The sequence below is a fragment of the Amorphus sp. 3PC139-8 genome (assembly GCF_040750475.1).
GTDB lineage: Bacteria > Pseudomonadota > Alphaproteobacteria > Rhizobiales > Amorphaceae > Amorphus.
Genome location: NZ_JABJVY010000002.1, coordinates 107713 through 132218 on the forward strand (window position 1 = coordinate 107713; position 24506 = coordinate 132218).

General features: G+C 64.2%; 22 protein-coding genes and 1 tRNA gene. 11 read left to right on the top strand and 12 right to left on the bottom strand.

Annotated elements, in window-relative coordinates; all coding sequences use genetic code 11:
• Positions 1 to 8: 8 nt before the first annotated feature.
• A complete protein-coding gene (ligD, locus tag HNS03_RS02885) occupies positions 9 to 2591 on the bottom strand; it encodes a DNA ligase D (protein WP_367192943.1) in 2583 nt (860 codons plus the stop codon).
• Positions 2592 to 2594: 3 nt separating this feature from the next.
• The gene (locus HNS03_RS02890) at positions 2595 to 3524 is read right to left on the bottom strand and encodes a Ku protein (protein WP_367192944.1); all 930 of its coding nucleotides are present in this window, start codon (positions 3522 to 3524) and stop codon (positions 2595 to 2597) included.
• A gap of 187 nt (positions 3525 to 3711) precedes the next feature.
• Between HNS03_RS02890 and HNS03_RS02895 the strand changes: the two genes are divergently transcribed.
• Positions 3712 to 4272 (top strand): type 1 glutamine amidotransferase domain-containing protein, encoded by a 561-nt coding sequence (locus HNS03_RS02895; protein ID WP_367192945.1) that lies wholly within the window; start codon positions 3712 to 3714, stop codon positions 4270 to 4272.
• Positions 4273 to 4320: 48 nt separating this feature from the next.
• Here HNS03_RS02895 and HNS03_RS02900 read toward each other — a convergent pair whose 3' ends face one another.
• The gene (locus HNS03_RS02900; protein ID WP_367192946.1) at positions 4321 to 4581 is read right to left on the bottom strand and encodes a Rho termination factor N-terminal domain-containing protein; all 261 of its coding nucleotides are present in this window, start codon (positions 4579 to 4581) and stop codon (positions 4321 to 4323) included.
• 146 nt (positions 4582 to 4727) lie between these two features.
• On the opposite strand from HNS03_RS02900, the gene HNS03_RS02905 reads away from it, so the two are divergent.
• Together HNS03_RS02905 and HNS03_RS02910 are read left to right on the top strand one after the other, a co-directional pair.
• Positions 4728 to 5768 carry a YihY/virulence factor BrkB family protein gene (locus HNS03_RS02905; protein WP_367192947.1) on the top strand — a complete coding sequence of 347 codons (1041 nt, stop codon included), beginning with the start codon at positions 4728 to 4730 and terminating at the stop codon, positions 5766 to 5768.
• Between the two features lie 165 nt (positions 5769 to 5933).
• Entirely contained in the window at positions 5934 to 6131 is a 198-nt protein-coding gene (locus HNS03_RS02910) for a CsbD family protein (protein ID WP_367192948.1), read from the top strand.
• A 218-nt stretch (positions 6132 to 6349) separates the two neighbouring features.
• On the opposite strand, the gene HNS03_RS02915 is transcribed toward HNS03_RS02910, so the two are convergent.
• Entirely contained in the window at positions 6350 to 7120 is a 771-nt protein-coding gene (locus HNS03_RS02915; protein ID WP_367192949.1) for a Crp/Fnr family transcriptional regulator, read from the bottom strand.
• Between the two features lie 106 nt (positions 7121 to 7226).
• Here HNS03_RS02915 and HNS03_RS02920 point away from each other — a divergent pair, with 106 nt between their 5' ends.
• From HNS03_RS02920 to HNS03_RS02930, 3 genes are all read left to right on the top strand, one after another.
• Entirely contained in the window at positions 7227 to 7619 is a 393-nt protein-coding gene (locus HNS03_RS02920) for a hypothetical protein (RefSeq protein WP_367192950.1), read from the top strand.
• Positions 7620 to 8270: 651 nt separating this feature from the next.
• Positions 8271 to 10151: a sensor histidine kinase gene (locus HNS03_RS02925; RefSeq protein ID WP_367192952.1), complete on the top strand. Its 1881-nt coding sequence runs from the start codon at positions 8271 to 8273 to the stop codon at positions 10149 to 10151.
• Between the two features lie 163 nt (positions 10152 to 10314).
• On the top strand, positions 10315 to 12036 hold the full coding sequence (locus HNS03_RS02930; RefSeq protein ID WP_367192953.1) for a phospholipase D family protein: 1722 nt from the start codon (positions 10315 to 10317) through the stop codon (positions 12034 to 12036).
• Between the two features lie 135 nt (positions 12037 to 12171).
• On the opposite strand, the gene HNS03_RS02935 is transcribed toward HNS03_RS02930, so the two are convergent.
• Positions 12172 to 12420, bottom strand: a complete 249-nt coding sequence (locus HNS03_RS02935; RefSeq protein ID WP_367192955.1) for a hypothetical protein — start codon at positions 12418 to 12420, stop codon at positions 12172 to 12174.
• A 204-nt stretch (positions 12421 to 12624) separates the two neighbouring features.
• Between HNS03_RS02935 and HNS03_RS02940 the strand changes: the two genes are divergently transcribed.
• Together HNS03_RS02940 and HNS03_RS02945 are read left to right on the top strand one after the other, a co-directional pair.
• A complete protein-coding gene (locus tag HNS03_RS02940) occupies positions 12625 to 13440 on the top strand; it encodes a response regulator (protein WP_367192956.1) in 816 nt (271 codons plus the stop codon).
• Between the two features lie 147 nt (positions 13441 to 13587).
• Entirely contained in the window at positions 13588 to 13752 is a 165-nt protein-coding gene (locus tag HNS03_RS02945; RefSeq protein WP_367192957.1) for a DUF1328 domain-containing protein, read from the top strand.
• 300 nt (positions 13753 to 14052) lie between these two features.
• Here the strand turns inward: HNS03_RS02945 and aroQ are convergent, their stop codons facing one another.
• The gene (gene aroQ / locus HNS03_RS02950) at positions 14053 to 14529 is read right to left on the bottom strand and encodes a type II 3-dehydroquinate dehydratase (RefSeq protein ID WP_367193276.1); all 477 of its coding nucleotides are present in this window, start codon (positions 14527 to 14529) and stop codon (positions 14053 to 14055) included.
• A 393-nt stretch (positions 14530 to 14922) separates the two neighbouring features.
• Positions 14923 to 14998 (bottom strand) — tRNA-Lys (locus tag HNS03_RS02955).
• Positions 14999 to 15267: 269 nt separating this feature from the next.
• Here HNS03_RS02955 and HNS03_RS02960 point away from each other — a divergent pair.
• The gene (locus HNS03_RS02960) at positions 15268 to 16281 is read left to right on the top strand and encodes an imelysin family protein (RefSeq protein ID WP_367192959.1); all 1014 of its coding nucleotides are present in this window, start codon (positions 15268 to 15270) and stop codon (positions 16279 to 16281) included.
• 263 nt (positions 16282 to 16544) lie between these two features.
• On the opposite strand, the gene HNS03_RS02965 is transcribed toward HNS03_RS02960, so the two are convergent.
• The 4 genes from HNS03_RS02965 to HNS03_RS02980 are packed head-to-tail and all read right to left on the bottom strand — an operon-like array spanning position 16545 to position 21142.
• Positions 16545 to 17204, bottom strand: coding sequence for an ABC-type transport auxiliary lipoprotein family protein (locus tag HNS03_RS02965; RefSeq protein WP_367192961.1), 660 nt, complete (start codon positions 17202 to 17204; stop codon positions 16545 to 16547).
• A 29-nt stretch (positions 17205 to 17233) separates the two neighbouring features.
• Positions 17234 to 19162, bottom strand: a complete 1929-nt coding sequence (locus HNS03_RS02970) for an MlaD family protein (RefSeq protein WP_367192963.1) — start codon at positions 19160 to 19162, stop codon at positions 17234 to 17236.
• Between the two features lie 6 nt (positions 19163 to 19168).
• A complete protein-coding gene (locus HNS03_RS02975; RefSeq protein WP_367192965.1) occupies positions 19169 to 19990 on the bottom strand; it encodes an ABC transporter ATP-binding protein in 822 nt (273 codons plus the stop codon).
• Positions 19991 to 19993: 3 nt separating this feature from the next.
• Positions 19994 to 21142 carry an ABC transporter permease gene (locus tag HNS03_RS02980; RefSeq protein WP_367192967.1) on the bottom strand — a complete coding sequence of 383 codons (1149 nt, stop codon included), beginning with the start codon at positions 21140 to 21142 and terminating at the stop codon, positions 19994 to 19996.
• A gap of 156 nt (positions 21143 to 21298) precedes the next feature.
• Between HNS03_RS02980 and dgcN the strand changes: the two genes are divergently transcribed.
• On the top strand, positions 21299 to 22312 hold the full coding sequence (gene dgcN, locus HNS03_RS02985; RefSeq protein ID WP_367192968.1) for an N-acetyltransferase DgcN: 1014 nt from the start codon (positions 21299 to 21301) through the stop codon (positions 22310 to 22312).
• Complete coding sequence (dgcA, locus tag HNS03_RS02990) at positions 22309 to 23292, top strand: N-acetyl-D-Glu racemase DgcA (protein WP_367192970.1); 984 nt, start codon at positions 22309 to 22311, stop codon at positions 23290 to 23292. The genes dgcN and dgcA overlap by 4 nt, the downstream gene beginning before the upstream one ends.
• Positions 23293 to 23317: 25 nt before the next feature.
• Here dgcA and HNS03_RS02995 read toward each other — a convergent pair whose 3' ends face one another.
• On the bottom strand, positions 23318 to 24349 hold the full coding sequence (locus HNS03_RS02995; protein WP_367192971.1) for a threonine/serine dehydratase: 1032 nt from the start codon (positions 24347 to 24349) through the stop codon (positions 23318 to 23320).
• Positions 24350 to 24506 lie beyond the last annotated feature (157 nt).

The following is a 24506-nucleotide window of genomic DNA, read 5'->3' on the forward strand; positions in this document are numbered from 1 at the left end:
TCGGCGCGTCAGTCGGTCTCGATGGTGAGACCTAGCGTTTCGACGGCCGTTGCCGACAGCCGCACACGGCGATCCGCCTCGCCGGGCCAGGCGTTGGCTTGGGAAGCAATATCGGCCACGTCGGTCTTGAGGCTGAAGGTCGCGGCAGACTTGATCGTCTCCAACTGGTCCCAACCGACCGGCACGGCGACCGGTGCGCCTTCGCGGGCGCGGGGCGAGAAGGGCGCGATCGCGGTTGAGCCGAACTGATTGCGGAAATGGTCGATGAAGATCCGTCCGGAGCGCTTGCGCTTCGCCATGGCGGCGACGAACCGATCCGGATCGAGCGCCTCCATCTTGGCGGCAAAAGCGCGGGCAAAGCCGGTGACTTCGCTCCAGTTTTGGCGGCGCTCCAAGGTGAGCACTAGGTGGATGCCCTTGCCGCCGGTCAGAAGCGGGTAGCTTGCAAGCCCGGCGGACCGTAGCACCTCGGCGAGATCGAAGGCGGCCCGGCGCACGTCGGCGAAGGCCACACTATCGCCGGGATCGAGATCGAACACCATTCGATCCGGCTTTTCCAGCCGGTCGAACCGGCTGCCCCAGATGTGGAGCTCCAAGGCGCCGACCTGGGCGCAGGAGACCAGCGCTTTCCGGTCCGCGACGAACAGATAATCCTTTGTGGCGCCGGAGCGCTCCGCGATGGGCTTGGTTGTGAAGGCGTCGGGCAGGCCGGCGCCCGCATGTTTCTGGAAAAAACACGATTTCTGCCGGCCTTCCGGACAGCGCACCAGGCTCACGGGCCGGTCGGCAAGCTCGGGCAGCATGACGTCGGCGATTGCGTCGAAATAGGAGGCGAGCGCCGTCTTGGTGACGTCCATCTGGGGAAACAGCACCCGGTCGGGGTGGGTCAGCCGAACGCCGGCAACCGTGGTCTCGCTGTCGGTTTCGCTCATCGTCTTTTCCCGGTTCGCCGTCGATTTGGCGGTGCTTTTGCCCGCCTTGAGCGGGAGAGGGCGTTCGGCCACGATGTCGTGTGCTGGCTTGTCGCCGCGTAGCCCCTCGAACACCGCATGGCGCACCGCGCCGTCCCGTGTCATTTCCGCAAAGCGCACTTCGGCGACGAGATCCGGCCGCACCCACTTGGCCCGCCGCGCGATCTCCGCCGGCACATCCGCGAAGGGCGGTGTCTTGCGCGCGCGCCGCTTCAGCTTGTCCGCAATCTCTTGCAGCTGATCATCATCGAACCCGGCGCCGACCCGGCCAGCATAGCGCAGTTTTTCGCCCTCGTAGACGCCGAGCAAGAGCGAGGCAAAGGGGCGCTTTGTCGATGACGGTGACCAGCCGCCGATCACGAATTCCTGGCGCTTGATGCACTTGATCTTCAGCCAGTCGCGGCTGCGTTGCGCACGGTAGGCCGCCTTTGCGCGCTTGGCGACGATCCCTTCGAAACCGCGTCGGCACGCCAGCCGGACAATCCGGTCGCCGTCTCCCTCGATCGCGGTGGAAACGTGGATTGGCGCCTTTGCGCGCTTCAGGATGCGGTTCAGAACCGTTTTGCGCCTGGTCAGCGGCCTTTCTGTCAGGTCTTCGCCGTCGGACGCCAGAATGTCGAACACAACATAGGAGAGGGCGCTTTGGTCGGATTTCAGCGCGTTTTGTAGGGCGGAAAAGTCGCTGCGGCCATCCTTGCCTGTGACGATCACCTCGCCGTCCAGCAGGGCACCCTTGAGCTTCAGCCGCCGGAGCACGTCGGGGATCGGGCCGAATTTCGCCGTCCAGTCCTTGCCGGAGCGGGTGTAGCAAACGACCTGGTCGCCATCGCAGGCGGTCAGGATCCGGTAGCCGTCGAATTTGGTCTCGAAAATCCAGCCCCCGTCCTCGGGCGGATCGTCTACCAGGGTGGCGAGTTGCGGGCGACGGAAAGCGGGGAGCCGGGACGATTTGGCGGCGGCTTTTGTGTCTTTCGCACGCGAGCGCGTGCCCGACGTGGCTCCTTTGGCGGTGGTTTTTGCGCCTTTCTTCGGGTGGGATGTCTTCGCCGGCTTATCCTGTGCGATCTCCTGCATGGTTCGACCGGTCTGGACGCTCACCTCCGCGTCGCGCACATCGCCGGTTTCTTCGGCCGCTGCATCGTCTTTCTTGATCAGAAGCCAGTTTTCCCGCCCGCGGTCGCGCTTGTCGCGGGGCTTCATACGCACCAGAGAAAATCCACCCTTGAGGCGGGTGCCGTCCAGAATCAGGCTGAGTTTGCCTTCTTTCAGGCCTTCGGCGGGATCGCCTTCGGCAACGAACGGCCCGCGATCCCACACCATGACGGTGCCACCACCATATTCGTCCTTCGGGATAATGCCTTCGAAATCGGCATAGTCGATCGGGTGATCCTCGGTCCGGACCGCAAGCCGCTTGTCAGACGGATCGAGGCTTGGCCCGCGCGTGACCGCCCAGCTTGCCAGCACACCGCCGATCGCGAGGCGGAAATCGTAGTGGAGCCGGCTCGCATCGTGCTTCTGGACGACGAAAAAGCCGTCGGCCTCGGCCTTGGCGATGTCGCCGTCAGGCTCCTGGGTCTTGGTAAAGTCGCGTTTGGTCCGGTACGTGGCGAGATCGGCCATGATCTAAGCCGCCTTCGAGGTGCCTTTGCGCGCGCGCCCTTTCGTGCTTGTCGAGCGGTTGCTCTTGGAGGTCTGCTGGCTCTTGCGAGAGGACGTCGAGGCCCCTTTGCCGGAGGACTTCCGGGTGCGCGATTTTGAGTTGGACGCTTTGTCGTCGCCGAGGCTCTTTTTCAGCGCGGCCATCAAATCGACCACATTGCTGCCCTCCGCGGTGTCTTCGTCCACGGCCACCGAAGGCTTGCGCCCTTGCGCCTTGCGCTCCACCAACGCACGCAGCGCCTCATTGTAACGGTCCTTGAAGGCGTCCGCTTCGAAAGGGCCGGTCTTGCAGTCGATCAGCTCCTCGGCGATCGACACCAACTCCTGATCTGGCTTTTCGTTGCTCAACCCGGCGAAATAGGGCGAAGCGCGGTGCAACTCGTCGGAGAAGCGCAGCGTCTCGATCATCAGTCCCGACCCGCACGGCTTCAGCGCGCCGACATATTCGCGCCCGCGCATGACGAATTGTCCGAGCCCCACTTTGCCGGTTTCGCGCAAGGCGTCGCGCAGGACGCGGAACGCGTCTTCGGCAAGCTCGTCGTCGGGCACGACATAATAGGGCCGGTCGAAATAGATCGGATCGATCTCGCACGCCTCGACGAACTGGACGAGCTCCAGCGTCTTTTTTGCCTCGATCTTGATTTCGTCGATGTCCTCGTCTGTCACGAGAACATAGTTGCCCTTCTCCACCTCATAGCCTTTGACGATGTCGTCGCGGTCGACCGGACCGATACCGGGAACGACTTTCTCGTGGCGCACGCGCTTGCCGCTCGGCTCGTGGATCTGGTGAAAAGCGAGCTTCGCCCCCGAGCGCGTGGCGCTGTAGAGCTTCACCGGAACGGACACCAGGGCGAGCCGGATCTGTCCGCTCCACACCGGACGCGATGGCGCCATCTCCTGTCCTCCTCTCATGGCCTGTGAACGCGAATCAACGCGCTCGGCGGCAAAATGTTCAACGTCGCATTGCGTCTCCTCCTCTCGGAACGATCGGTTCGGCTCCAACGTTGGCGAGCTGACCGGCTGGGGAAAAAATCGGCCGGACGCTTAAGGCGGTCCGGCGTCTCAGCAGGAGGATAAGACCATGCCCAACATCACCGATACGCAGATCCTCATCATGGCGACCCACGGTTTCGAGCAGTCGGAACTCGAAGTGCCGCTGCACAAGCTGAAAGAAACCGGCGCCACGGTACACGTCGCCACGCCCGATGGCGGTCCGATCAAGGGATGGGACAAGAGCGATTGGGGCCGCGAGGTCCCCGCCGACCTGAAAATCGCGAATGTCGATCCGGCCGCCTACAACGCGCTGGTTCTGCCGGGCGGGCAGATCAACCCGGATCTGTTGCGCGTCGATGGCGACGCGATGGCGCTTTTGCGGGTGTTCCTGTCGGCGGGCAAGCCGGTGGCCGCGATCTGCCACGCCCCGTGGCTTCTGATCGAGGCGGATGCCGTTCGCGGCCGCGAAATGACCTCCTACAAGTCCATTCGCAAGGACATGGAGAATGCCGGCGCCCTCTGGAAGGACGAGCCGGTGGTCGTCTCGGAGGGAATCATCACGTCCCGCAATCCAGGTGATCTGGAGGCCTTCGTCGGCAAGATCATCGAAGAGGTTCAGGAAGGACGCCACGAGCGCCGGGCGGCGTAAATCCTTGCCCCGGACGTCGGTCGCGACCGACGTCCGGGCCTTTTGGTCTCAATGAGAGCGCAGAGCCGAGATCAGGTCGCCCTTGTTCATGGACGAGCGCCCCTCGATCCCGATTTCCTTGGCGCGTTCGTAAAGATCTGACTTGCTCCACTCCTCGTAGGGCGGGGCTTTTCCGCCCTTTTTGGAGGGCTTGTCGCCGGCCGCTTTGGCATTGGCGATGCGTGCGGCCTTCTCCTTGCTGTTTCCCTGTTTGCGCAACTCCTCATAGAGCGCGTCGTTCTTCACCTGTCTGCCATGTGACTTGGCCATGGGGCACCTCCGAATCGATCGGCGATATGGCACATGAACATCCCAGTCGGTGTGTCGGTTCCCGTCGGCTGGGATGTTAACCGGGAACGACCGGCGCCGCCGGCGGTTGAGACACCATGGCGGCATCCGCATTGGGGAGACGATTGATGGCGGAAGAAGACAGCGACGAAGAGGCGTTGCGGGCGCGCGAGCGGGTGACCGGCTCCACCAGCATGCAGGATGTGGACGAAAGCGATCTTGCATCGGGGCGGGGCCGAAGCGCGCGGTGGCCGAATGCCATTCCCGCCCGGGGGCTGTTGGATGTCGTTTGGCGGGTCTACCGGCGAATCGTGGAGGACCAGCTCGGCCTGATCGCGGCCGGTGTTACCTTCTACGCCATCCTGGGCCTGTTTCCCGCCATTGTCGCCCTGGTCTCGATCTACGGTCTCCTGACCGATGCCTCGACCTTGCAGGAACAGCTCAAATGGATGTCCGGCTATCTGCCGCAAGAAGCGCTTGGCCTGATCTCCTCCGAGTTGGAGCGGATCACCACGGTGCGCGGCGGCAGTCTCGGCTTTGCCGCGCTGATATCCATCGGCCTGGCGCTTTGGAGTGTGAACACCGCCGTTCTTGCCGTCTTCAAGGCCCTGAACGTCGCCTACGGGGAAAGCGAAACGCGTTCGCTCCTGCGCCTCTATGCGACGGGGTTCGCCGTCACCATCGGCATCATCGTCTGTTCGATCCTGGTGGTGAACGGCATCGTCGTCATGCCCGTCGTGCTGCTGGCGCTCGGGATCGGGCAGGGCGTCGAGCTGATCATGCGACTGGCCATGGCGCCGTTGTTCTTCCTTCTGATGGCCGCGGCTGCCTCGGTCCTCTACCGCATCGGGCCCAGCCGGAGGGATGCCCGCTGGCGCTGGATTTCGGTCGGGTCGGTGGTGTTCGCGTCGGTCTGGATCGCGGTTGCGTTGGGGCTGTCCTACTATCTGTCCCGGTTTGCCGACTACACGGCGACCTACGGTTCGTTGGGCGCCGCGATCGGCCTGATGCTGTGGATCTACGCCGCCGTCTATATCTTCCTGGCTGGAGCCGAGCTCAATTCGGAGCTGGAACACCAGACCGCCCGCGATACCACCATCGGTCCGGATCGGCCGATGGGCGAACGCAAGGCGCACGTGGCCGATACGCTCGGCGCGCTGCGCTCCTGAGAGCGTTTTTCTTCAGGTGAAGGTGGGAACTTCGGCACGAGGCGAAGCGTTTTGGTGTCGAGACCTCGAAAATACGAAGAGGTCGAAGAAACGAGCCAAATCAATTCAACAAAGCGCAGTGTCAAAAGCTGCTTCGGAGCTTTTCGACGCGCGGAAAGGATGAAGATGAATTGGGATCAGATTCAAGGTCAGTGGAAGCAGGTGTCCGGCAAGGTGCAGCAGGAGTGGGGCAAGCTCACCAACGACGACGTTGCCGTGGTTGACGGCAACCGTGATCGGCTGGCCGGGCGCATTCAAGAGCGCTACGGCCTGGCCAAGGAAGATGCCGAGCGCCAGATCGACGACTGGCTGCAGCGGCATTAGAGCGTTTCCAGGCCAAGTGGAAACCGGTTGGCCGTCCGGGAACGCGTCGAAACACTAACTGAGACCCATTCTGCGATTCCGAGAATAGCGGAACGGGTCCAGAGCGTTTCTAGGCCAAGTGGAAACCGGATAACGGCGAAGCGCTAAGACGCGACATATCTGACCGATATTCGAGAGATGAGAGGGCGCACCGGCGAGGCCGGTGCGCCAATTTTTATTTAAAGAAGCGGTCGCGGTCGGTCCTCGAGCGCCTCGACCTTGGCTAGCGCCATCAGCCGCTCCTCGTCGTGGACTTCCAGCCAGCGCTCGCTCCAGCGAATGGTGTCGCTCATCCTGAGCCGTTTCAGGGTCTTGTTGGTGTGGACCAGCGACAGGCCGAGCGTATCGGCAAGATGTTGCTGGGTGATCGGGAACGCGATCCGTCCTTTGTCCGCCCGCCCGAGCTGACGTGCGCGGTGAAACAGGTGCCAGACGACGAAGGCGGCCCGCTCCAAGGCGTTGCGCCGACCAACCGTCAGAAGTTGCGCGTCCAGGAGCCGCTCCTGGTGTGCCGAGAGCCAGGTCACATCATAGGCGAGCGATGGCTGACGCTCGAACAGCGTCATCAATTCGTCGCGAGGGAACAGGCACAGCACCATCGACGTCAGCGCCTCGACCCCGTGGTCCATCAGGTCGAAGACGGAGGTTTGCAGCCCGATAAAATCGCCGGGTAGGGCATAGTTCAGGATCTGACGCCGGCCGTCGGGCAGCGTCTTGTAGCGGAAGGCCCAGCCGTCGAGCACGGTGTAGAGGTGCGGGCTAGCCGTGCCCTCCTGAACGATTACCGCGCCCGGATCGACGGCCAACTCGCCGCGCTTGAAGTCGTTCACGAACGCGAGCTCGTTCTGCCCGAAGTCTCGGAAGCAGTTGAGATTGCGCAAGGGGCAGGCAGTGCAGGGGGTTCGATACCCGGACGACCGTGTCGGGGAGGTCGTTCCTTCGGTTCGCATCTCTTTCTCGCCGCAGTGGTGTGATTGTTAAAAGACCGTCCCCCGAGGCCGTGGCATTATCCACTCGTCGATCGACGTGGTCGACCCCTTTTTACCCCGCGTCCCCATGGGTGCAGCGGCGGTGGTTCGCTCGAAGGAAGCAAGTGGTGTGACGGATCTGTCGAGTGTCGTCCTTTTTGCCGTTGAAAACGAAGCGCTCGCGCTTCAGCTCGACGGGTTCGTACGTGAGGCGGATCTTGGGTGGACGGTGATGCTCGCCCGAAGCGCCGACGATGCGGTCGCGGCGATCATGACTGGCGGAGCGAACCTTGCCGTCGTGGCGCTGTCGCCTTCGGCGACGCGGTCCAATCTGGAAACGATGCTGGACAAGCTGGCCATTCCGGTCCTGCGCTTTGAACCCGTCGAGACACGTTCGCCGTCGTCCGGCGAGCCGCTCAAGCTGCCTTTCAGTTCAGACGCCATGCGGGGTGCGTTGCAGCGCCTTGGATTGATGGCCTGATTCCCATCCCTCGAAGTGCTGGCGGTCCGTGTTCGCGCCTGAACCTCGGACGGCGCTGCCTTGGGGGCAAAGCGCGGTTTTCTTCTCCTGGCTGAAACGCGCCGGCCATTTCCTCGTTGATATGCATCCTTTTTCGTCTCGCCCGGTCGGGATGCCGGCGCACTAGGTCATGGACTTATAAATGCGACTGTTCCGGCGCCTGAAATGGCAAAGAGATGCCAGAAGATCCGCGACTGGCGGGGCCTTTCCTCCGTCCGATCGACCCGTCCGCATTCGGTATCCGCCGAACGCCGGCCGATCGGTGCAGTCAACCAAATCGCCTCCGCCCGGAATGTCCGCATTTATGAGTCCATGACCTAGGAGAGCGGCGGGTTGCTCCAGACTCCCAACCCGCCGATTGTGGCTGGGGTCTGCCGAGAATCAGGTTTCAGGTGTGGCCGTTGCGGAGCCGGCTAGAGTATGTCCCGTCCAAATTGAATCGATTTGAACGATAAGGACTTGCTCAAGTTATTGAATCTGGTGCCGTTTCTTATCGCTCAGATGCCTCCATCCGAGCGGAAAAGGCTCTCGACGATCCGGCGCACGGTTTGCTTGAAATCTGCTCTTTTCGAGCAGCGAGAAAAATGAAGCCGAACGGCACAGAGGCAACATATGGAAGCGTTGTTCCAATATCTCTTCGGCCAGGCGAGCTACATGCCGCATGGCTATTGCCTCTTGTGGCGACCGGATCTCCTCATCATGCACGCGGTTTCCGATGGGGCGATCGCGTTGGCCTATTTTGCTATCCCGCTTGCCATCATCGTGTTGGCGCGCCGCCGCGGCGACCTCACCGGCGATGTCGGCCATGTGGTGGTGCTGTTTTCGGCGTTCATTCTTGCCTGTGGCATCACCCATATCGGCAGCCTGCTGACCCTTTGGTATCCCATCTACGGCCTGCACGCGTTGGCGAAGATCGCCACGGCCATCGTCTCCATCATGACGGCGGTCGTGGTGTGGCGGCTGCTGCCGGCTCTGTCGCGTCTTCCGTCGATCAGCCAGGTCGAGCGGATGAACAAGCAACTTCTGGAGGAGGTGGACGCGCGCCGGAAGGCCTATGAGGAGCTTGAGGCGGTGCGTGCCAATTTGGAGCGCGATGTGGCCGATCGCACGCGCGAGCTCGATCGCATCAAACAGCTCTACGACGTGGCGACCAGCGGGGCTCAGATTACGGTGTTCGCCCAGGACCAGGACCTGCGCTACACCTGGGTTCACAATCCCAGCCTCGGCCTGGAGATCGATGAGATGGTCGGCAAGCGCGACGTCGATCTCGTCTCCGGCGAGGCGGCGCAGACCGTGACCGACCACAAGCAGCGCATCCTCAAGACCGGCGAGGCGGAGACCTTCGAGGTCGAAATTCCCGACGGCACCGCCACTTCCTGGTTCCGCGTCAATGTCACGCCCGCCCACAACGACCAGGGCGAGGTCGACGGTGTGGTGGGGACTGCGATCGACATCACGCGGTCGAAACGGCTGGAGGCGATGCGGGCCGATTTGAGCCGGCGGCTGTCGGCGACGGTGCAGCGCTTCAATCTTGCTCTGCGGTCCAGTGAAATCCTGGTGTTCAGCCAGGACCGGGATCTTCGCTACACGTGGTCGAACTGGTCGGCCGACTTCGGCGGGCCCGCGATCGGCAAGACCGACGCGGACATGTATCGCGAGCCCGAGCGGTCGCAGATCGTGTCTCTGAAACAGGCGGCCATGGACAGCGGAGAGGCCCAGTCGTCGGAAATCCGCGTTCAGCTCGGCGACCACTATGTCTGGTATATATTGACCGTGGAGCCGGATTTCGCGCCGGACGGCGAGCTGCGCGGCGTCATCTGCGCCGCCGTCGACATCACCGAACGAAAGGATCACGAGCAGCGCATGCGGCTGGTGATGCGCGAGCTCAGCCACCGGTCCAAGAACCTTCTCGCCGTAGTTCAGGCGATCGCCCGCCAGACGGCGCAGCAGGCCGATTCGGTGAAGGAATTCCTGGAGAAGTTCGGTGAACGGGTGCGCGCGCTTGCCGGTGCGCAGGATCTGCTGGTGGCTGGCAACTGGAGCGGCGCGAGCCTGGCCGATGTGGTCGACGGCCAGCTCGGCCACTACGTGCCGGAGGATGGCGGCCGGCTGGTGGTGGAGGGTCCGGAGGTTCGGCTCTCGCCGGATGCTATGCAGACGCTCAGCCTCGCGCTGCACGAACTTGCGACCAACGCGGCGAAATATGGCGCCTTGTCCAACGAGACGGGCAAGGTGCGGGTGGAATGGACCATCGATCCGCGCGAAGGGATCCTGGAGCTCAAGTGGACGGAGGAGGGCGGACCGCCCGTGATTGAGCCGAAGCGACGCGGCTTCGGGCGGATCGTGATCGAGCGCAACGTGGCGCGCTCGCTCGGTGCGGAGGTTCGCCTCGATTTCGCCTCGGACGGCCTGAAGGGGGTATTCCGCATTCCGTTGGCCCAGATCAGGGCGCAGGACGCCGGCGACGAGGATCCGCGGCCGGTGTTTGCTTAGGTCATGGCCTCGTAAATCTGGGCGTTCCGGACGAAAAATGGGCACCGATTTTCGCAAAGATCGGCGCGATAGGGAAAACGAGAGCATCAGGTGATGCCGATTGTTCGCCTGTGTCTCGATGGGACCTCTTTGTCTGAGGGCGGATGACTGGCTGGATACGGCAATGCTGAAGACGCGGCTCGAAGAGGTGAGCTCGGATCCGGTGTCGGCGAAAGGCGGGTCGGGCCCGAAATGGCCGGCCTTCTCACCCTATTTTCCGCCCCGCCGCGCCGGCGAGGTCGTCTCGCTGGTTGAGGCAAGTTCCGCCTTTCCGGTCATGGAGACGCTGATCCTCGGCGCCCATAACACCGCGTCGCTGGCCTTTCGCATTCTCGATCCCGATACCAAGACTCACTCGGAAGCGGCGAGCGAGCGCGGGCTTTCGTCCTGGGGGGAAGTGTTCGTCGACGCCGCCATGCGGGGCGTTCACCTTCGCATCCTCCTTGCCGATTTTGAACCGGTGATGGCGCACGATCTTCATCGCCTGGCATGGCGCAACGCGCGCCGCATTATGGCCTATGCCGATCGGTTGCCGCCCGATGCGCCGGGCGAGATCGACTTGCTGGTCGCCTTACACGAAGGCGAGCTGGGCTTCGGCGTGCGGACGGGGTTGTGGCCGGCATTTCGGCAAAAGTTGAAGCGTCTCGTCGGGACCAGGCCGGATGCGGTGGACTGGCCGGGCGTTGCGCATTTCATGCTCGGCGAGCGCCCGCGCTTCGTGCCGCCGGCCCGCCTGTGGCCGGCAAGCCATCACCAGAAGCTCTTGGTGGTCGACGGCGAGCGGACGGTGATCGGCGGAATCGACGTGGACGAGCGGCGCTACGACGACGCGCGGCACGATCGGCCGTCCGACCAGACCTGGCACGATGTCAGCCTGTTCGCGGATGGGCTGGTGGCCGCCGACGCCGAGCGACATTTCGCCGATGTGTGGAATCGCGAGGTCACGCGCTACGGCGGCGATGCGCAGGTGTCGGGTTGGCAGCGGCCGCCGGGCTACGATCATCAGCAGATTCCGCGCATGATGGTGCCGCCGGTGGCCCCGGCCGACATTGGCGATGGCGAACCCGATCGTGGCACCCCGTCGATCCGATTGCGCCGGACGTTGTCTGCCGTGCGTTCGGGCGCCTTCGCCGTCACACCGATACCGGTCGTCACCGAAATCGAAGCGGCGGTCCTGGATGTGATCGGGGAGGCGCGACTGCTTCTCTATATCGAGAATCAGTTTTTCCGCTTGCGGCGCGTCGCAGATGCCATCGGCGCGCAAATGCAACGCGAAAAAGAGTTGGAAGTCGTCCTCTTGTTGCCGATGGCGCCCGATACGGTTGCCTTCGAGCGTCAGCACGGGCCCGAAATGCGCTTTGGCGAATGGCTCCAGGTGCGTGCGCTCCGCCGGTTGATCGCCCTTGGCAGCCGGCGCGTGGGCGTGTTCTCGCTGGTGCGGGCCGCGCGGGCGGAGCCGGGTCTCGACCATCGCGCCAGAGCCTTCGGGAGCGGGATCATCTATCCGCACGCCAAGGTGATGATCGCCGATCGCCGCCGCGCCCTGGTCGGATCGGCCAATCTCAACGGGCGCAGCCTCAAGATGGACACCGAGGCGGCCCTGGACTGGCGCGACGATCCGCGCATTTCGGCCTTGCAGGATCGCTTGTTCGCCGAACATCTCGGCGCGGCCGTTCGCGCGCCCGATGCAAGCGAGGTTTCCGCGCTGGAGCTTTGGCGTCGGACCGCATTCGCCAATCTGGAGTGCGCGCCGGGAGAGCGGAACGGGTTCGCCGTTCCCTATAAGCTCGGGGCTGCGCGTCGCTTCGCCCGGTTCCAGCGCTTCATTCCCGAATCCTATCTGTAAACTGTGTTTGAAGCGCTGTGCGCAGACTTCGAAGGCCTGAACTGTGCGCCAATCGATCTCTCGCGCACGCATGAAAACGGCCGAAGCCGTCTCCGGCTCCGGCCGCTTATGATCCGTGCAAGCTCGCCATCTGCGTCACGATCTGGGATCCGATCGTGCGGGCAGGGCGTGAAGCTTCTCCATCAGGCACTCGATCTCGTCCGGCATTTGCTCGCCGAGCTGAGGTTCGTAGACACGGCGCAATGTGCGCCCGATATGTGCGGTCAAGTGCGGTGCAAGCGAGACGTGGTCGCTGACATCGCCAGGTCGCAGGGGCGCCAATGTCAGCGCACGCGCGTCTTCGGCCTGGGGGAGAGCGGTCGAAGTCTCCTTCTCAAATTTCATTCTCTCCTCACGCGTTCAAGCATTTGTCCGCGTTTCGCAAATGCAACGTTGCGGCTCTGTAATAGTTCCCGGCATCCGGCTAAGCTGTGTCATGCTCCATACGACCTGCGCTTGACTCCGGTGCCTGAGATTTCCGTCACATTGGGCCTGTAACCTGCCTGGGATGCCGCCCTGCGTTGACCCGTTATGCGAGAGCCGCACGAGATGACGAGCGCTGCTGAGGTTCGACTTCAGTTGCCGGCTTTGCGCCGTTTTGCTCGGGCGTTGGCTGGCAGCCAGACGCAAGGCGATGCGTTGGTGTCGCGCTGTCTTCAGACCATCATCGAAACCCCGCACGTGTTGACACAAGGTGAAGACGCGCGCGCCTCGCTGTTTGGTTGTTTCGTTCAGCTTGTCGGGGCCGGTGCGCTCGACCAGGAAAACAACGCCGCATCGGACCTGCTCCACGTTCGCACGCTGCAGGCGATGTCCCAGCCGGTTCGGCTGGCCTTTCTTCTGTCGGCGTTGGAGGGGTTCCGGCGGGAGCAGATCGCGAAGATGCTGCGATGTTCGCAGCCGACCGTCGACGAGTTGATTGCCGCGGCGGGGGCCGAGATCGCCGATCGCATCGCGACCCTGGTTCTCATCATCGAGGACGAACCGCTGATCGCGCTCGATCTGGAAACCGAACTGCGCGAGCTCGGTCACGAAATCTCCGGCGTTGCTTCCACGCACCGTGAGGCGGTTTTGCTGGCCCGCAAGACCGGTCCCGGACTGATCCTGGCCGACATCCAGCTTGCCGACGACAGCTCGGGGCTGGAGGCGGTGAACGAGGTTCTGGCGGAGTTCTCGATCCCGGTGATTTTCGTCACGGCGTTTCCGCAGCGTCTGTTGACCGGGGACAAGCCGGAACCGGCGTTCCTGCTCTCCAAACCCTTTGATCGCAATGCGCTGCGCGCGATGGTCAGCCAGGTGCTGTTCTTCGAAGAGGTGGCGCGACCGGCCCCGTCCGCTCCGCCGGACCCGCTTTCGCGCGTTTGACCCGACCTCACCGTTTACGGCGCCGCCTCGCCGCGCACCAGTAATGCGAAACGTGGTTAAGAAACACATTTACGTCATTTCCAAGAGAACCTTTTCCCTGCGTCGCGCGTTGCACTTCCACATCGCAATCAACGAAAGGAGTGGGCGATGCTGCAATGGGCATTGATCTTTTTGGTCGTCGCGATCATCGCCGGTGTTCTGGGGTTTGGCGGCATCGCAGGGGCGTCAGCCAGCATAGCTCAGATATTGTTCTTCATTTTCCTGATCGCGCTGGTCGTCTCGGTGGTTATGCATCTGGTCCGACGACCTTAGACAGGAACTTGAATTGATAGGATCCGGGTCGATGCGGTCCTAGAGCCTTTTCGCTTACATGGAAATATCCGATCAAGAAGAGGCGACTGCGGATTCAAGAGGCTGAGAAAGTCTTTTTCGGTCGAATTGAAACAATTTGAACGGGACATGCCTTAACGGCTGGCCCGGACTGCAGAAGATAGATCACGATGATCTCGCGCAGCGAAAAGCGGGGTCGTCGTGATCTATTTTTTTGGGGGAAGCGCGCCGTCTGTGCGGTTTTGCTCGCAGACGGCCTCTATGCGTGCCGCACGTACGTCTTCAGGGACGATCCGACCTGTCTTCGCTGGCGAGCAGGCTCGCAAGCCGGCGAATGGCAAACTCGTAGCCGTCGGTTCCGAAGCCGGCGATCACGCCGTCGGCCCTGAGCGAGACATAGGAATGGTGGCGGAAGCTCTCGCGTTTGTGGATGTTGGTAATGTGCACTTCGAACACGGGAAAGGTGCAGGCGCTGAGCGCATCCAGGATCGCGATCGACGTGTGGGTATAGGCGCCCGGATTGATCACCAGCCCGGCCGATTGGGTGCGGGCTTCGTGGATCCATTCAATCAGCTCGTGTTCCGCGTTGCTCTGGCGAAAGCGGAGCTGCAGGCCGCACTCGGCCGCCACGTTTGCGCAATTGACTTCGACGTCGGCAAGGGTCGTATGGCCGTAAATCTCCGGCTCGCGTTGGCCGAGAAGATTGAGATTCGGTCCATTGAGGACGTCGATAAGGCGTTCGTCGCGCGCGGCACCCATGAACAGTCCCTTTGTCTGGTTGATTGTGGGGGCGATCATCGAAGCCGTGAGGGAAGGGCGCAACACCTGATCGCTCGCTGTCCACTCGCTCTGCGAGGCGGATTGGTCAAGGCGAGAGGGACTGCCTGTGTCCGACGTTTCGCGGTCTGCCTCGCAAAGGTTGCGCAGGCAACCATAGGGCCTTCTAAATTCTGGATGGCGGCTTGCCGGTCTCTGACCACTGGCGCGTGGGTCGAATAGCGGTTAATAAATCAAATTGATCAATTTGTGCTTGCGGAAGCCGGGACCACTCCGTGGCGATGTGCGCAGACCTTGCGCACTGCGCAGCGATGTTTGCGCATTATGCGCAGGCTTGTCGGAGGGTCTCGGACATCGGATCCCTTGGAGAAGGGATGGTGGGCGCACACGGACTCGAACCGTGGACCCGCTGATTAAGAGTCAGCTGCTCTACCAACTGAGCTATGCGCCCGAGCCGAGAAGGTCCTTCGTATAGGGTGCCGGCGGCGATGGCGCAAGGGGTGAGGGACAATAGAAAATTCGTCCACAGGCGATTTCTCAGCCCCAGACCGTTTCTGTGACCCTTAACGACAATCCACAGCTTCTCCGACCAAGGGCATATCGTCTAGAAGGGGGAACTGGTTCGGATTGTGAGCACAAGGGCAGAACGTGGCTTCGGGTGGTCTATCTCGCGCACTCGTCTCAATTGCGGTGGCAGCTTGCGTTGTCGTCGGGGCCGGGGTGCGCGTCGAGCCGGCCGCCGCCCAGCTCAATCGGCCCGTGGAAAGCACGTTGTCGGCCGTGGTGGAGGGCTATATCCGGCCCGGCTATGCCGCCCTTGCCGATGCCTCCAATTCGCTTCAGGCGGCGACGGTGCGCTACTGCGCCAACCCGTCCGACACCACGCGTGCGGCCGTCGATGAGAGCTTCCGCCGCACCGTTCAGGCGTTGGGGGCGGTGGCGTTCATCGATTTCGGTCCCGCCGGGATCAACCGTCGTTTGGAGCGTCTGAACACGCCCGCGCCGGAAAAGGATGGCGAGGAGAATCCGCCGATCGTCGCGGGCGATGGCTCGCAAGCGGGGCCGGAGGATGTCGGTGCGCTTGCCCAGGAACCGCCTCAGATCCAGGGGCTTCCGGCCTTCGAGCGCCTGCTGGTGGCCGCGCCTGCGGAACCCGGCAGCGACCGCTTCGCCGAGACCTGCCGCTTTGCCGGCCTGGTCGCCGCCAACGTCCGGGCGATTGCGACGGCGCTTGATTCCGATTGGGCAAAAGATGGCGGCTACGGGGATTGGCTGGCCGCGCCGGCTCCCGACAATCCGGTCTATCCGAAAGTCGAGCTCGCGCTTGAGGAAGTCCTGGCGGCGTTCGTCCGGGGAACCCGGGCGGCCGGAGATCGGCTCCAGCGCTTCACCGCCGATCAGGCGGCTGGCGCCGCGCTCGGGCCATTCGATCGCAGCCAACTCGTCATGCTCTATCAGCAGGCGGAGGTGCGCGGCCTGGGCCAGTTCTTTCAGGCCGTGGATCTGGTGGACGCCACCGAACCGCCCTACCGCGTCCACGCCGAACGGGTCGCTGCGTCGATCGGCGAAGCGAGTGCCGCATTGGCGGAGATCAAAGTCGAAGACAGCGATAAGCCCAGCGAACAGACAATCGCGGCGATGACGCGCGCCCGCGCGGCGTTGATGGAGGCCGGCGACAGCGCGGAGCTGTTGAGCGCCGAACTCGCTAAGGCCCACGCATCGGATCAGCGTTAAGCAAAGCCAGCGAAAGTGGGAACCGGTTTCGCGTGTTTTTTCGCTCGCTCCAGCTCGCTGCTCCGCGAGGGCGGCCGATCGCCCGGCGCGGTCGCGCGCAGGCCTTGCAAAAGCCGGGAAGCAAGCGAAGCATTCCGGCAGGGGAGACGCCTGGAAGACGTCGACCCGTTCGGCTTTTCTCAGCATCGCGGAACGGGTCTAAGGTCTTGTTTCGACGCGTTTCCGTACGGTCAACCGGTGCCCACTTGGCCTGGAAACGCTCTCTAGCGGATCGTTGAGACGATCCAGCGCACCATCTCCTCGACCACCGTCTGATTGGCGAGATCCAGGCCGTCGACGGCGGCTTGCACGGTGTCGCCACGCATCGGCTGGGTGGCGGTGAAGACGCGGCTTGCGACCACCCGGCCATTGCGATCGTCCAGGATCTTGGCGGAAATGGTGACGAGCGCGCGGTCGGAGCCGGCGGTCTCGGCCTGGAACGCCCGGATCTCCGTTACGATCTGATAGTTGATCAGCAGGCTCTGGCCGGGCAGCCCGACGGCCTTTACGCGCCCGGAGTTCTCCAATGCGGCCGCCAGGACCGACTGGAACACGTTCGGCAGCCGGTCTGGCCACTGGACGTTCGGATAGTAGGAGAGGGTGGCAGGGGTCGGCCGAACCGCGATCAGGTTGGTGTTGAGCGCGTCGAGGGCAAGCGGCGTTGCGACCAGGAGCTGGGATCCGACGCGACCGTTGAGGCCCGTTATCTCCGCCGGCGGGGCAAGGGTGTAGATCGCTTCGACCGACGAGCCTCCACCGCCCAGCGCGGCACAGGCGCTGACGCCGGCTGCCAACACGGCCGCCGCACAGGCGCGGAGCAGCCGGCGCCGGGGCGCCGTCTCACCGGCCTTCGTCTCGCGCGACGCTGCATACTGGCGGGTCAAGCGCGCCTCCTCATTGGGCCCGACGGTCACTAACGTCGCTGGGGCTGATAACGGGGGCCTTCGGGACCACCGAAGATCACCCGGCTCGGGTTGCGGTCAAGGTTGCTGAAGGTGCGCTCGATCTCGCGCAGCGTCTGGCGCGCCTGGTCCATCACGCCGCGGAAGTCGTCGACGCCCGAGGTCGAGAAGCGCTCCAGGCCGGCCGAGATCGGCACCGCCCGGCTTTCGAAGGCCTGCGCGATCACCTTGATCGCCCGGAACGCCTCGGTTGCCTCGGTGATCAGCCCCTGTCCGTCGCCCTCGACCATCGTGCCGACTTTGTCGACGAGATCGTTGACCCGGGTCGAGGCCGCGTTGAGCTTGTCGGAGATCTCGCGGGCGTTCTGCGCGACCTGGTCGACGGTGTCCTTCTGGGCGTCGAGCTTGTCGGCGAAAGCGCGCGCACTTGCCGCCGTATCGCGGGCATCGGCGATCATCGCGCTGATGTCCTCGGAGCGATCGGACACCGCCTGCACCACATTGCCGACATTGTCCACGATGGTGCCAACCTTGGCGGGATCGATGGCGGCCAGCAACCCGTCGAGCTGGTCGACCGTCGGCTGCAGGCTGGCAAGCAAGCTGTCGGCACGCGCGCTCGCGCTGCTGATGGAGGCGATCGCCTGCTGGATCTCCGCATTCTGGTCGGAGACCGTCTGGCTGACGGTGCGCACGTTCGCAGCGCTCACGCTTGCATCGGCAATGAAGCTGTCGATCTCCTGAGTCCGCCCGGCGAAGGTGGAGACCACCGATTGGACGTTGTCCACAATGGTGTGGATCTGGGTCGGATCGACGGCGGCGAGAATGCCGTCGAGCCGGTCCGCCGTCGGCTGCAAGCTGGCCAGAATGCCATCGGCGCGCTCGCTTGCGCTGCGCACGGCGGCAATTGTCTGTTGGATGTCGGCGTTCTGGTCGGAGACGGTCTCGCTGATGGTGCGGATATGCGCCGCGCTCGCGCTGGCATCGGCGATGAGGCTGTCGATCTCGTCGGTCCGCCCCGAGATGGCCGCGACCACCGACTGCACGCCATCCACGATCGACTGGATCTGGCTGGCGTTGAGCGACGTAATCAATTGGTCGACGTCCTCCAGCGACTTGTTGAGACCGCTGGCGAAGACCTGCAGATCCTGCGCGGCCTTGGTCACGTCGGTGACGATCTTCGTGACGTCGTCCTGGAAGCCCACCAGGTGGTTGGAGAAGGTGACGACGTTGTCGACCACGGTGCGCACGTCCTGCGGCTGAACTTCGGCAAGCAGGGTATCGGCGCGCGAAACCACCGATTCGACGTGCGGCGCCACCTTGGCAATGGCCGCGCCGGCATCGGAGATATCGGTGATCAGCCGGTCGATATTGTCGGAGTTCTCCGCAAGCGCGTTGGAGAAGGTCTCGACGTTCGAGACGGTCTGGGAAATCTTTTCCCGGTTGTCGGAAATCACCTTGTTCAGATTGTCCACCGCCTCGTCCGCCTTGACGAGAATGCTGCGCGCGCCCTCCAGAAGGTCCTGGATCGCGGAGCGCTGGGCGGTGATTTCCGGCACGCCTTCCTTGCTAAAGAGCGAGGGTGAGGACGCCTGGCCGCCGGACAGGGAAATGTAGGAAACGCCGGTCAGACCCTGAACGCCGAGCTCCGCCTTGGTATCGGTTTTCAGCGGGGCGTTGCGGTCGACCTGCGCCTCGACCAGCACGACGGGCGAATCGGGCGCCACGAAGCCGAGCTTGGTCACGTCGCCGATGCGGATCCCGTTGAAGATCACCGCGCTGCCGACGGAAAGCCCGGTCACCGGATCATGGAAAATGACCCGGATCGGCGTGCGCTGGGTGGTGTTGCCGGACGAGTAGAGCCAGTAGACGAAGCCGAGCGCGCCCGCCAGCACGGCAAGCACGAACAATCCGACGGCGATATAATTGGCGCGTGTTTCCATTCCCGTTCAGCCTGCCAACCGGCTGCCACGGACGCCATGGAAGTACGAACGCACCCAGGGATGATCCGACTGCAACATGTCGTCCATCGTTCCGGTCAGAAGCACGCGTTTCTCGGCGAGCACCGCGATGCGATCGCACACGGTGTGGAGGCTGTCGAGGTCATGGGTGACCATGTAGACGGTAAGGCCGAGCGTGTCGCGCAGATTCCGGATCAGAATGTCGAAATCTCCTGCTCCGATCGGGTCGAGACCCGAGGTCGGTTCGTCGAGAAACACCAGTTGCGGGTCGAGGGCAAGCGCACGGGCCAAGCTCGCGCGCTTCACCATGCCCCCCGAGAGTTCGGAGGGGAACTTTTCCGCCGATTCGCGCGGAAGACCAACGAGTTCCAGCTTCAAAAGCGCAAGTTCGTCCATCAGCCGCTGGCTGAGATCCAGGTGCTCGCGCATCGGAACCTGAACATTCTGCTTCACCGTCAGCGAAGAGAATAGGGCACCCATCTGGAAAAGCACGCCCCAGCGCTGCTCCAGATCGGACAGCTCGTTCACCGACAGTCGGTCCAGATCGTGACCGAACACCTCGATCGTGCCCGCGCGCTTGGGCATCAGCCGCAGGATCGTTCGCATCAGCACCGATTTGCCGGTGCCGGAGCCGCCCACGAAGCCAAGGATTTCGCCGCGATAGACGTCGAGGTCCAGGTCCTTGAGGATCAGCGTGTCGCCGAAGCCGACGGTAACGCCGCGCGCCTTCAGGATGATGTCGTGCTCAGAGCCGCCGCCGTCTTGGGGCTCGGAGAGGGAAGGCGCTTCGGGTGCCGAGGCAACGGCCATTTGTCAGATCCCCATCGCGGAGAAGAAGATCGCGAACAAGCCGTCGACGACGATGACCATGAAGATCGCCTTCACGACGGAGGTGGTGGTCTTCTCGCCGAGCGATTCGGCGCTGCCGCCAACCTTGAGGCCTTCGGCGCAGGCGATCAAACCGACGATCAACGCCATGAAAGGCCCCTTGGCGAGCCCGACCACCAGTTCCTCCATGCTGACCGCCTCGTGCAGGCGCTGCAGGAAGGCTTCCGGAGGGATGCCCATATAGGTCCAGCAGACCACGGCCGCACCGGCGAGGGCGGCGATATCGGCGATGAAGGTCAACAGCGGCAGCGCGAGCATCAGCGCCATCAGGCGGGGGATCACCAGGATCTCGACCGGCTCCAGGCCGAGCACCTTCAAGGCGTCGATCTCCTCGCGCATCTTCATGGAGCCGATCTCGGCGGTGTAGGCGCTGCCGGAGCGGCCGGCGACCATGATCGCCGTCAGGAGCACGCCCATTTCGCGCAAGACCAGCACGCCGACCAGGTCGACCACGAAGGTCTCCGCGCCGAACTGGCGCAGATAGAAGCCGCCCTGCTGGGCGATGATCAGCCCGATGAGGAACGACATCAGCGCCACGATCGGCACCGCGCCGCGGCAGGCGCGATCGAAATTGGCGAGGATGGAGGTGCCGCGCAGGCGGGAGGGATTGAACAGGGCGGCGGCAAGGCCGATGCCGAAGGCGCCGAGAATGCTGACCACGGAGATCGCGTCTTTCCACAGGATTTCCGCCTGTCGGCCGATGGCCTCCAGCCCGGCGACAATGGAAATGCCGGTCCGGCGCGGTTTCCACTGGCGCGGGACATGGGTTTCGATCTCCGCGAAGAGCGGCGCGAAGCGGTCTTCCACGTTGGCGAGCTCGACCCGCGCGCCACGGAATTCCAGCCCGGCGCGCAGGCGGTGCAGCAGCCAGGTGCCGGCGGTGTCGAGCGCGGTCACGCCACCGAGCTCGATCGTCACATTCTGCGCGTTGGGTAGCGAGACCGTTTCCACCAGATCTTCCGCCAGCCGCGCCTGCGCCAGCGTCCACGGTCCGGAGACGGCGATCGTCGGCATCTCCGAATCGGCGTCGTCCACCTTCAGCCGCGCTGTTTCTTGAACCGACTGTACGTTCATTCCCGGCCTTTGCGGCTGCTTGGCTCGGCCCGCGTGGCTGCGTAGCACCTATGCCGGCGCGCCACTGGCAAACCCTATGCAAAGTGTTAGTGTCTCCGGCATCGCACGTCGAGAGGCGCACCCGCGCCCGTTCCTTCTCCCAGATACGGACAGACTATGGAACTCAAGACACCCTACCTCCTGTTTCTTGGCGATGTCCCGGATGCGCTGGCGGCTAAGACCGCGCTCGGTATCGTCGATTGGCGGCGCGACTGGTGCGTCGGCCAATGGCGCCTGGAGGGCTGCGCCGCCGATGCCGGATTGCCGGACATGGACGCGGCCGCGGGCGCGCGGGCCGGGGCGCGCACCATGGTCGTAGGGGCGGTGAATGCCGGCGGCGTGTTGCCGGACCATTGGGTCGCCTCGATCGTTGCGGCGCTGGAAGCCGGCATGGACGTTGCCACCGGCCTGCATCAAAAGCTGTCCGATATTCCCGAGATCAAGGCCGCGGCGGAGGCCCACGGCGGCCAGCTGCTCGACGTGCGCCATTCCACCGAACGCTTCGCGACCGGCAAGGGCGCCAAGCGTCCGGGCAGGCGGCTTCTCACCGTCGGGACCGATTGCTCGGTCGGCAAGAAGTATACCGTGCTGGCGCTGGAAAGCGGCATGCGCGATGCCGGCTTCGATGCCGACTTCAAGGCCACGGGGCAGACCGGCGTGTTCATCTCCGGGCGCGGCGTGGCGATCGACGCCGTCGTGGCCGACTTCATCTCCGGCGCGGCGGAGTGGCTGACGCCGGCTGCCGATCCGAATCATTGGGATCTCGTGGAGGGGCAGGGATCTCTGTTCCATCCCTCTTTCGCGGGCGTTTCCCTCGGCCTTCTGCACGGCTCCCAGCCGGACGCCTTCGTGGTCTGCCACGAGCCGACGCGCACCAAGATGCGCGGCGTCCAGCATCCGCTGCCGTCGATTCGCGAGGTCATCGATCTGACCGTGCGCTGCGGCAGCCTGACCAATCCGGAGATCCGCTGCGTCGGCATCGCCGTCAACACCGCTGCGCTCGGCGAGGCCGAGGCCCGCGCCATGCTGGACGAGATGGCCGGCGAACACGGCCTGCCTGCGACCGATCCGGTCCGCTTCGGCGTGGCCCCGATCGTCGAGGAGATCAAACGGAGCTTTCCCACCGCATGACCCGAAGCCTCACCGTCACTGTCGATCGATTCCCGATTGCCGGCGAATTCCGGATCTCCCGGGGGAGCCGGACCGAAGTCGTCGTGGTCGTGGCCGAAGTGACCGACGGCGCCCATCGCGGCCGCGGAGAGGGCACGCCCTATAGCCGCTATGGCGAGAGCGCGGAGGACGTGGTCGCGGCGCTGGAGTCCATGGCCGCCCCGATCGCCGGCGGGATCGACCGCGAAACGCTGCGCAACGAGATGCCGCCCGGTGCGGCGCGCAACGCGCTCGATTGCGCGCTGTTCGATCTGGAGGCGAAGGCCTCCGGCGTGCGCGCCTTCACCTCCGCCGGTCTTGCAAGCCTGGAGCCCGTGACGACGGCCTACACGCTCAGCCTGGCGGACCCGGAAACCATGCGGGCTGCGGCCGAAGTCGCCGCCGACCGTCCGCTTTTGAAGGTGAAGCTGGGCGGTGTCGGCGATGTGGAGCGCATCAAGGCAGTGCGGGCCGGCGCGCCCAACGCCCGCTTGATCGTCGACGCCAACGAGGCGTGGAGCAAGGACACCTATTTCGAGAACATTACCGCCTGCGCGGACGCCGGCGTGGAGCTTGTCGAGCAGCCGCTGCCGGCCGATCGCGACGGCTTGCTGGCCACGGTCCGACGGCCGGTGCCGGTATGCGCCGACGAAAGCGTCCATGTTGCCGCCGACCTGGCGGACCTCACGGCGCGCTACGATGCCGTCAACATCAAGCTCGACAAGGCCGGCGGCCTGACGGAAGCGCTGGTCATGGCGGCGGAGGCGGAGCGGCTGGGCCTGACGATCATGGTGGGCTGCATGGTCTCGACGTCGCTTGCGATGGCGCCAGCGGTGCTGGTGGCGCAAAAGGCTGCTGTCGTCGATCTCGACGGGCCGTTGCTTCTGGCCGAGGACCGGGACCCCAGCTTGCGCTACGAAGGCTCGCTTTTGTACCCGCCCGAGCCGGAGCTTTGGGGTTAGCGAAATCGGCAAACGCGTAGAGTCGTTAGTTTGACGCGTGTTCGGACGGCGAACCGATCTCCCCTTCGCCTGAAAGCGCTCGGGCGAACATCTGCGGATCGACGTTTCCGCCGGAGGCGATCACCACGGCCGTGCGGCCTTGGAGGTCCACGGCGCGGTGGAGAAGCGCGGCGAGCGCGGCCGCGCCGCCGGGCTCAAGGATGGCTTTCAGTTCCGAAGCGGCCGCGGCCATGGCGGCCAGCAGCGCCGCGTCGTCAACGCTGACGCCGTATGCGACTTGATGTCGGTTGATCTCGAAGGTCAGTCGCCCCGGGGTGGGCGACAGCAAGGCATCGGCGATCGAGCCGGTAAGCCGGGTGTTCGATTGCCGCTGGCCGGTCTGGAAGGAACGGGCCTGGTCGTCGAAGCCCTCTGGCTCCACCGTGACGAGCGCGACCTCGGGCCATGCGGCCTTGACCGCGAGCCCGACGCCCGCCGTCAGTCCGCCGCCGCCCGCCGGCACCAGCACCAGATCGGGGTGGATGCCGCGTTCGCTCAACGTCTCGACGATCTCGAGCCCGACGGTGCCCTGGCCGGCAATTACGCCCGGATCGTCGAAGGGATGCACCTGGGTCGCGCCGAGTTCGCGGCCGAGGGCTTCGGCGACCGCGTCCCGGTCCTCCCGTGCGCGGTCGTAGTCGACGAGGCGTGCGCCGGAGCGCAGGGTTCGCGCGCGCTTGATGGCGGGGGCGTCCGACGGCATGACTATGGTGGCCGGCATGCCGAGCAGCCGGGCGGCTTCGGCAACGCCTTGGGCATGGTTGCCCGATGAGCGCGCGATCACGCCCGCCGGCCGCTCGGGCTCGGGAATCAGCGACAGCCGATTGTAGGCGCCGCGAAACTTGAATGACCCCGTGCGCTGGAGGGACTCCGCCTTCACGAACACCCGACCGCCGGCCTGGACATTAAGCGCCTCGGCCTGCAACAGCGGCGTGCGGACGGCATAACCGGCGAGGCGGCGGGCGGCATCGCGAATGTCCTCAATCGTGGGAAGGTCAGGCAAAGCCGCACCGTTCATCTCAGAAGCCTATCTTGAAGCCGCTCGCTGGTCCTAGTGGAATCTGCGGCGAACGACGATCGCCTTTTCATGCCCCGGCCACCCCTAATTTCGCCGCGTTGACCTTGAATGTCGCCACCGGCTATCACGCGCCGTGCGGCCGGGAGGGAGTGTTCCC

Coding starts and splice junctions, on each gene's coding strand:
- HNS03_RS02925 (WP_367192952.1), top strand. CDS start 8,271: ATGGAAGCGTTGTTCCAATATCTCTTCGGCCAGGCGAGCTACATGCCG.
- HNS03_RS02900 (WP_367192946.1), bottom strand. CDS start 4,581: ATGGCCAAGTCACATGGCAGACAGGTGAAGAACGACGCGCTCTATGAG.
- HNS03_RS02945 (WP_367192957.1), top strand. CDS start 13,588: ATGCTGCAATGGGCATTGATCTTTTTGGTCGTCGCGATCATCGCCGGT.
- HNS03_RS02910 (WP_367192948.1), top strand. CDS start 5,934: ATGAATTGGGATCAGATTCAAGGTCAGTGGAAGCAGGTGTCCGGCAAG.
- HNS03_RS02935 (WP_367192955.1), bottom strand. CDS start 12,420: ATGAAATTTGAGAAGGAGACTTCGACCGCTCTCCCCCAGGCCGAAGAC.
- HNS03_RS02890 (WP_367192944.1), bottom strand. CDS start 3,524: ATGGCGCCATCGCGTCCGGTGTGGAGCGGACAGATCCGGCTCGCCCTG.
- dgcA (WP_367192970.1), top strand. CDS start 22,309: ATGACCCGAAGCCTCACCGTCACTGTCGATCGATTCCCGATTGCCGGC.
- HNS03_RS02905 (WP_367192947.1), top strand. CDS start 4,728: ATGGCGGAAGAAGACAGCGACGAAGAGGCGTTGCGGGCGCGCGAGCGG.
- dgcN (WP_367192968.1), top strand. CDS start 21,299: ATGGAACTCAAGACACCCTACCTCCTGTTTCTTGGCGATGTCCCGGAT.
- aroQ (WP_367193276.1), bottom strand. CDS start 14,529: ATGGGTGCCGCGCGCGACGAACGCCTTATCGACGTCCTCAATGGACCG.
- HNS03_RS02940 (WP_367192956.1), top strand. CDS start 12,625: ATGACGAGCGCTGCTGAGGTTCGACTTCAGTTGCCGGCTTTGCGCCGT.
- HNS03_RS02930 (WP_367192953.1), top strand. CDS start 10,315: ATGCTGAAGACGCGGCTCGAAGAGGTGAGCTCGGATCCGGTGTCGGCG.
- HNS03_RS02920 (WP_367192950.1), top strand. CDS start 7,227: ATGGGTGCAGCGGCGGTGGTTCGCTCGAAGGAAGCAAGTGGTGTGACG.
- HNS03_RS02980 (WP_367192967.1), bottom strand. CDS start 21,142: ATGAACGTACAGTCGGTTCAAGAAACAGCGCGGCTGAAGGTGGACGAC.
- HNS03_RS02915 (WP_367192949.1), bottom strand. CDS start 7,120: ATGCGAACCGAAGGAACGACCTCCCCGACACGGTCGTCCGGGTATCGA.
- ligD (WP_367192943.1), bottom strand. CDS start 2,591: ATGGCCGATCTCGCCACGTACCGGACCAAACGCGACTTTACCAAGACC.
- HNS03_RS02975 (WP_367192965.1), bottom strand. CDS start 19,990: ATGGCCGTTGCCTCGGCACCCGAAGCGCCTTCCCTCTCCGAGCCCCAA.
- HNS03_RS02970 (WP_367192963.1), bottom strand. CDS start 19,162: ATGGAAACACGCGCCAATTATATCGCCGTCGGATTGTTCGTGCTTGCC.
- HNS03_RS02995 (WP_367192971.1), bottom strand. CDS start 24,349: ATGAACGGTGCGGCTTTGCCTGACCTTCCCACGATTGAGGACATTCGC.
- HNS03_RS02895 (WP_367192945.1), top strand. CDS start 3,712: ATGCCCAACATCACCGATACGCAGATCCTCATCATGGCGACCCACGGT.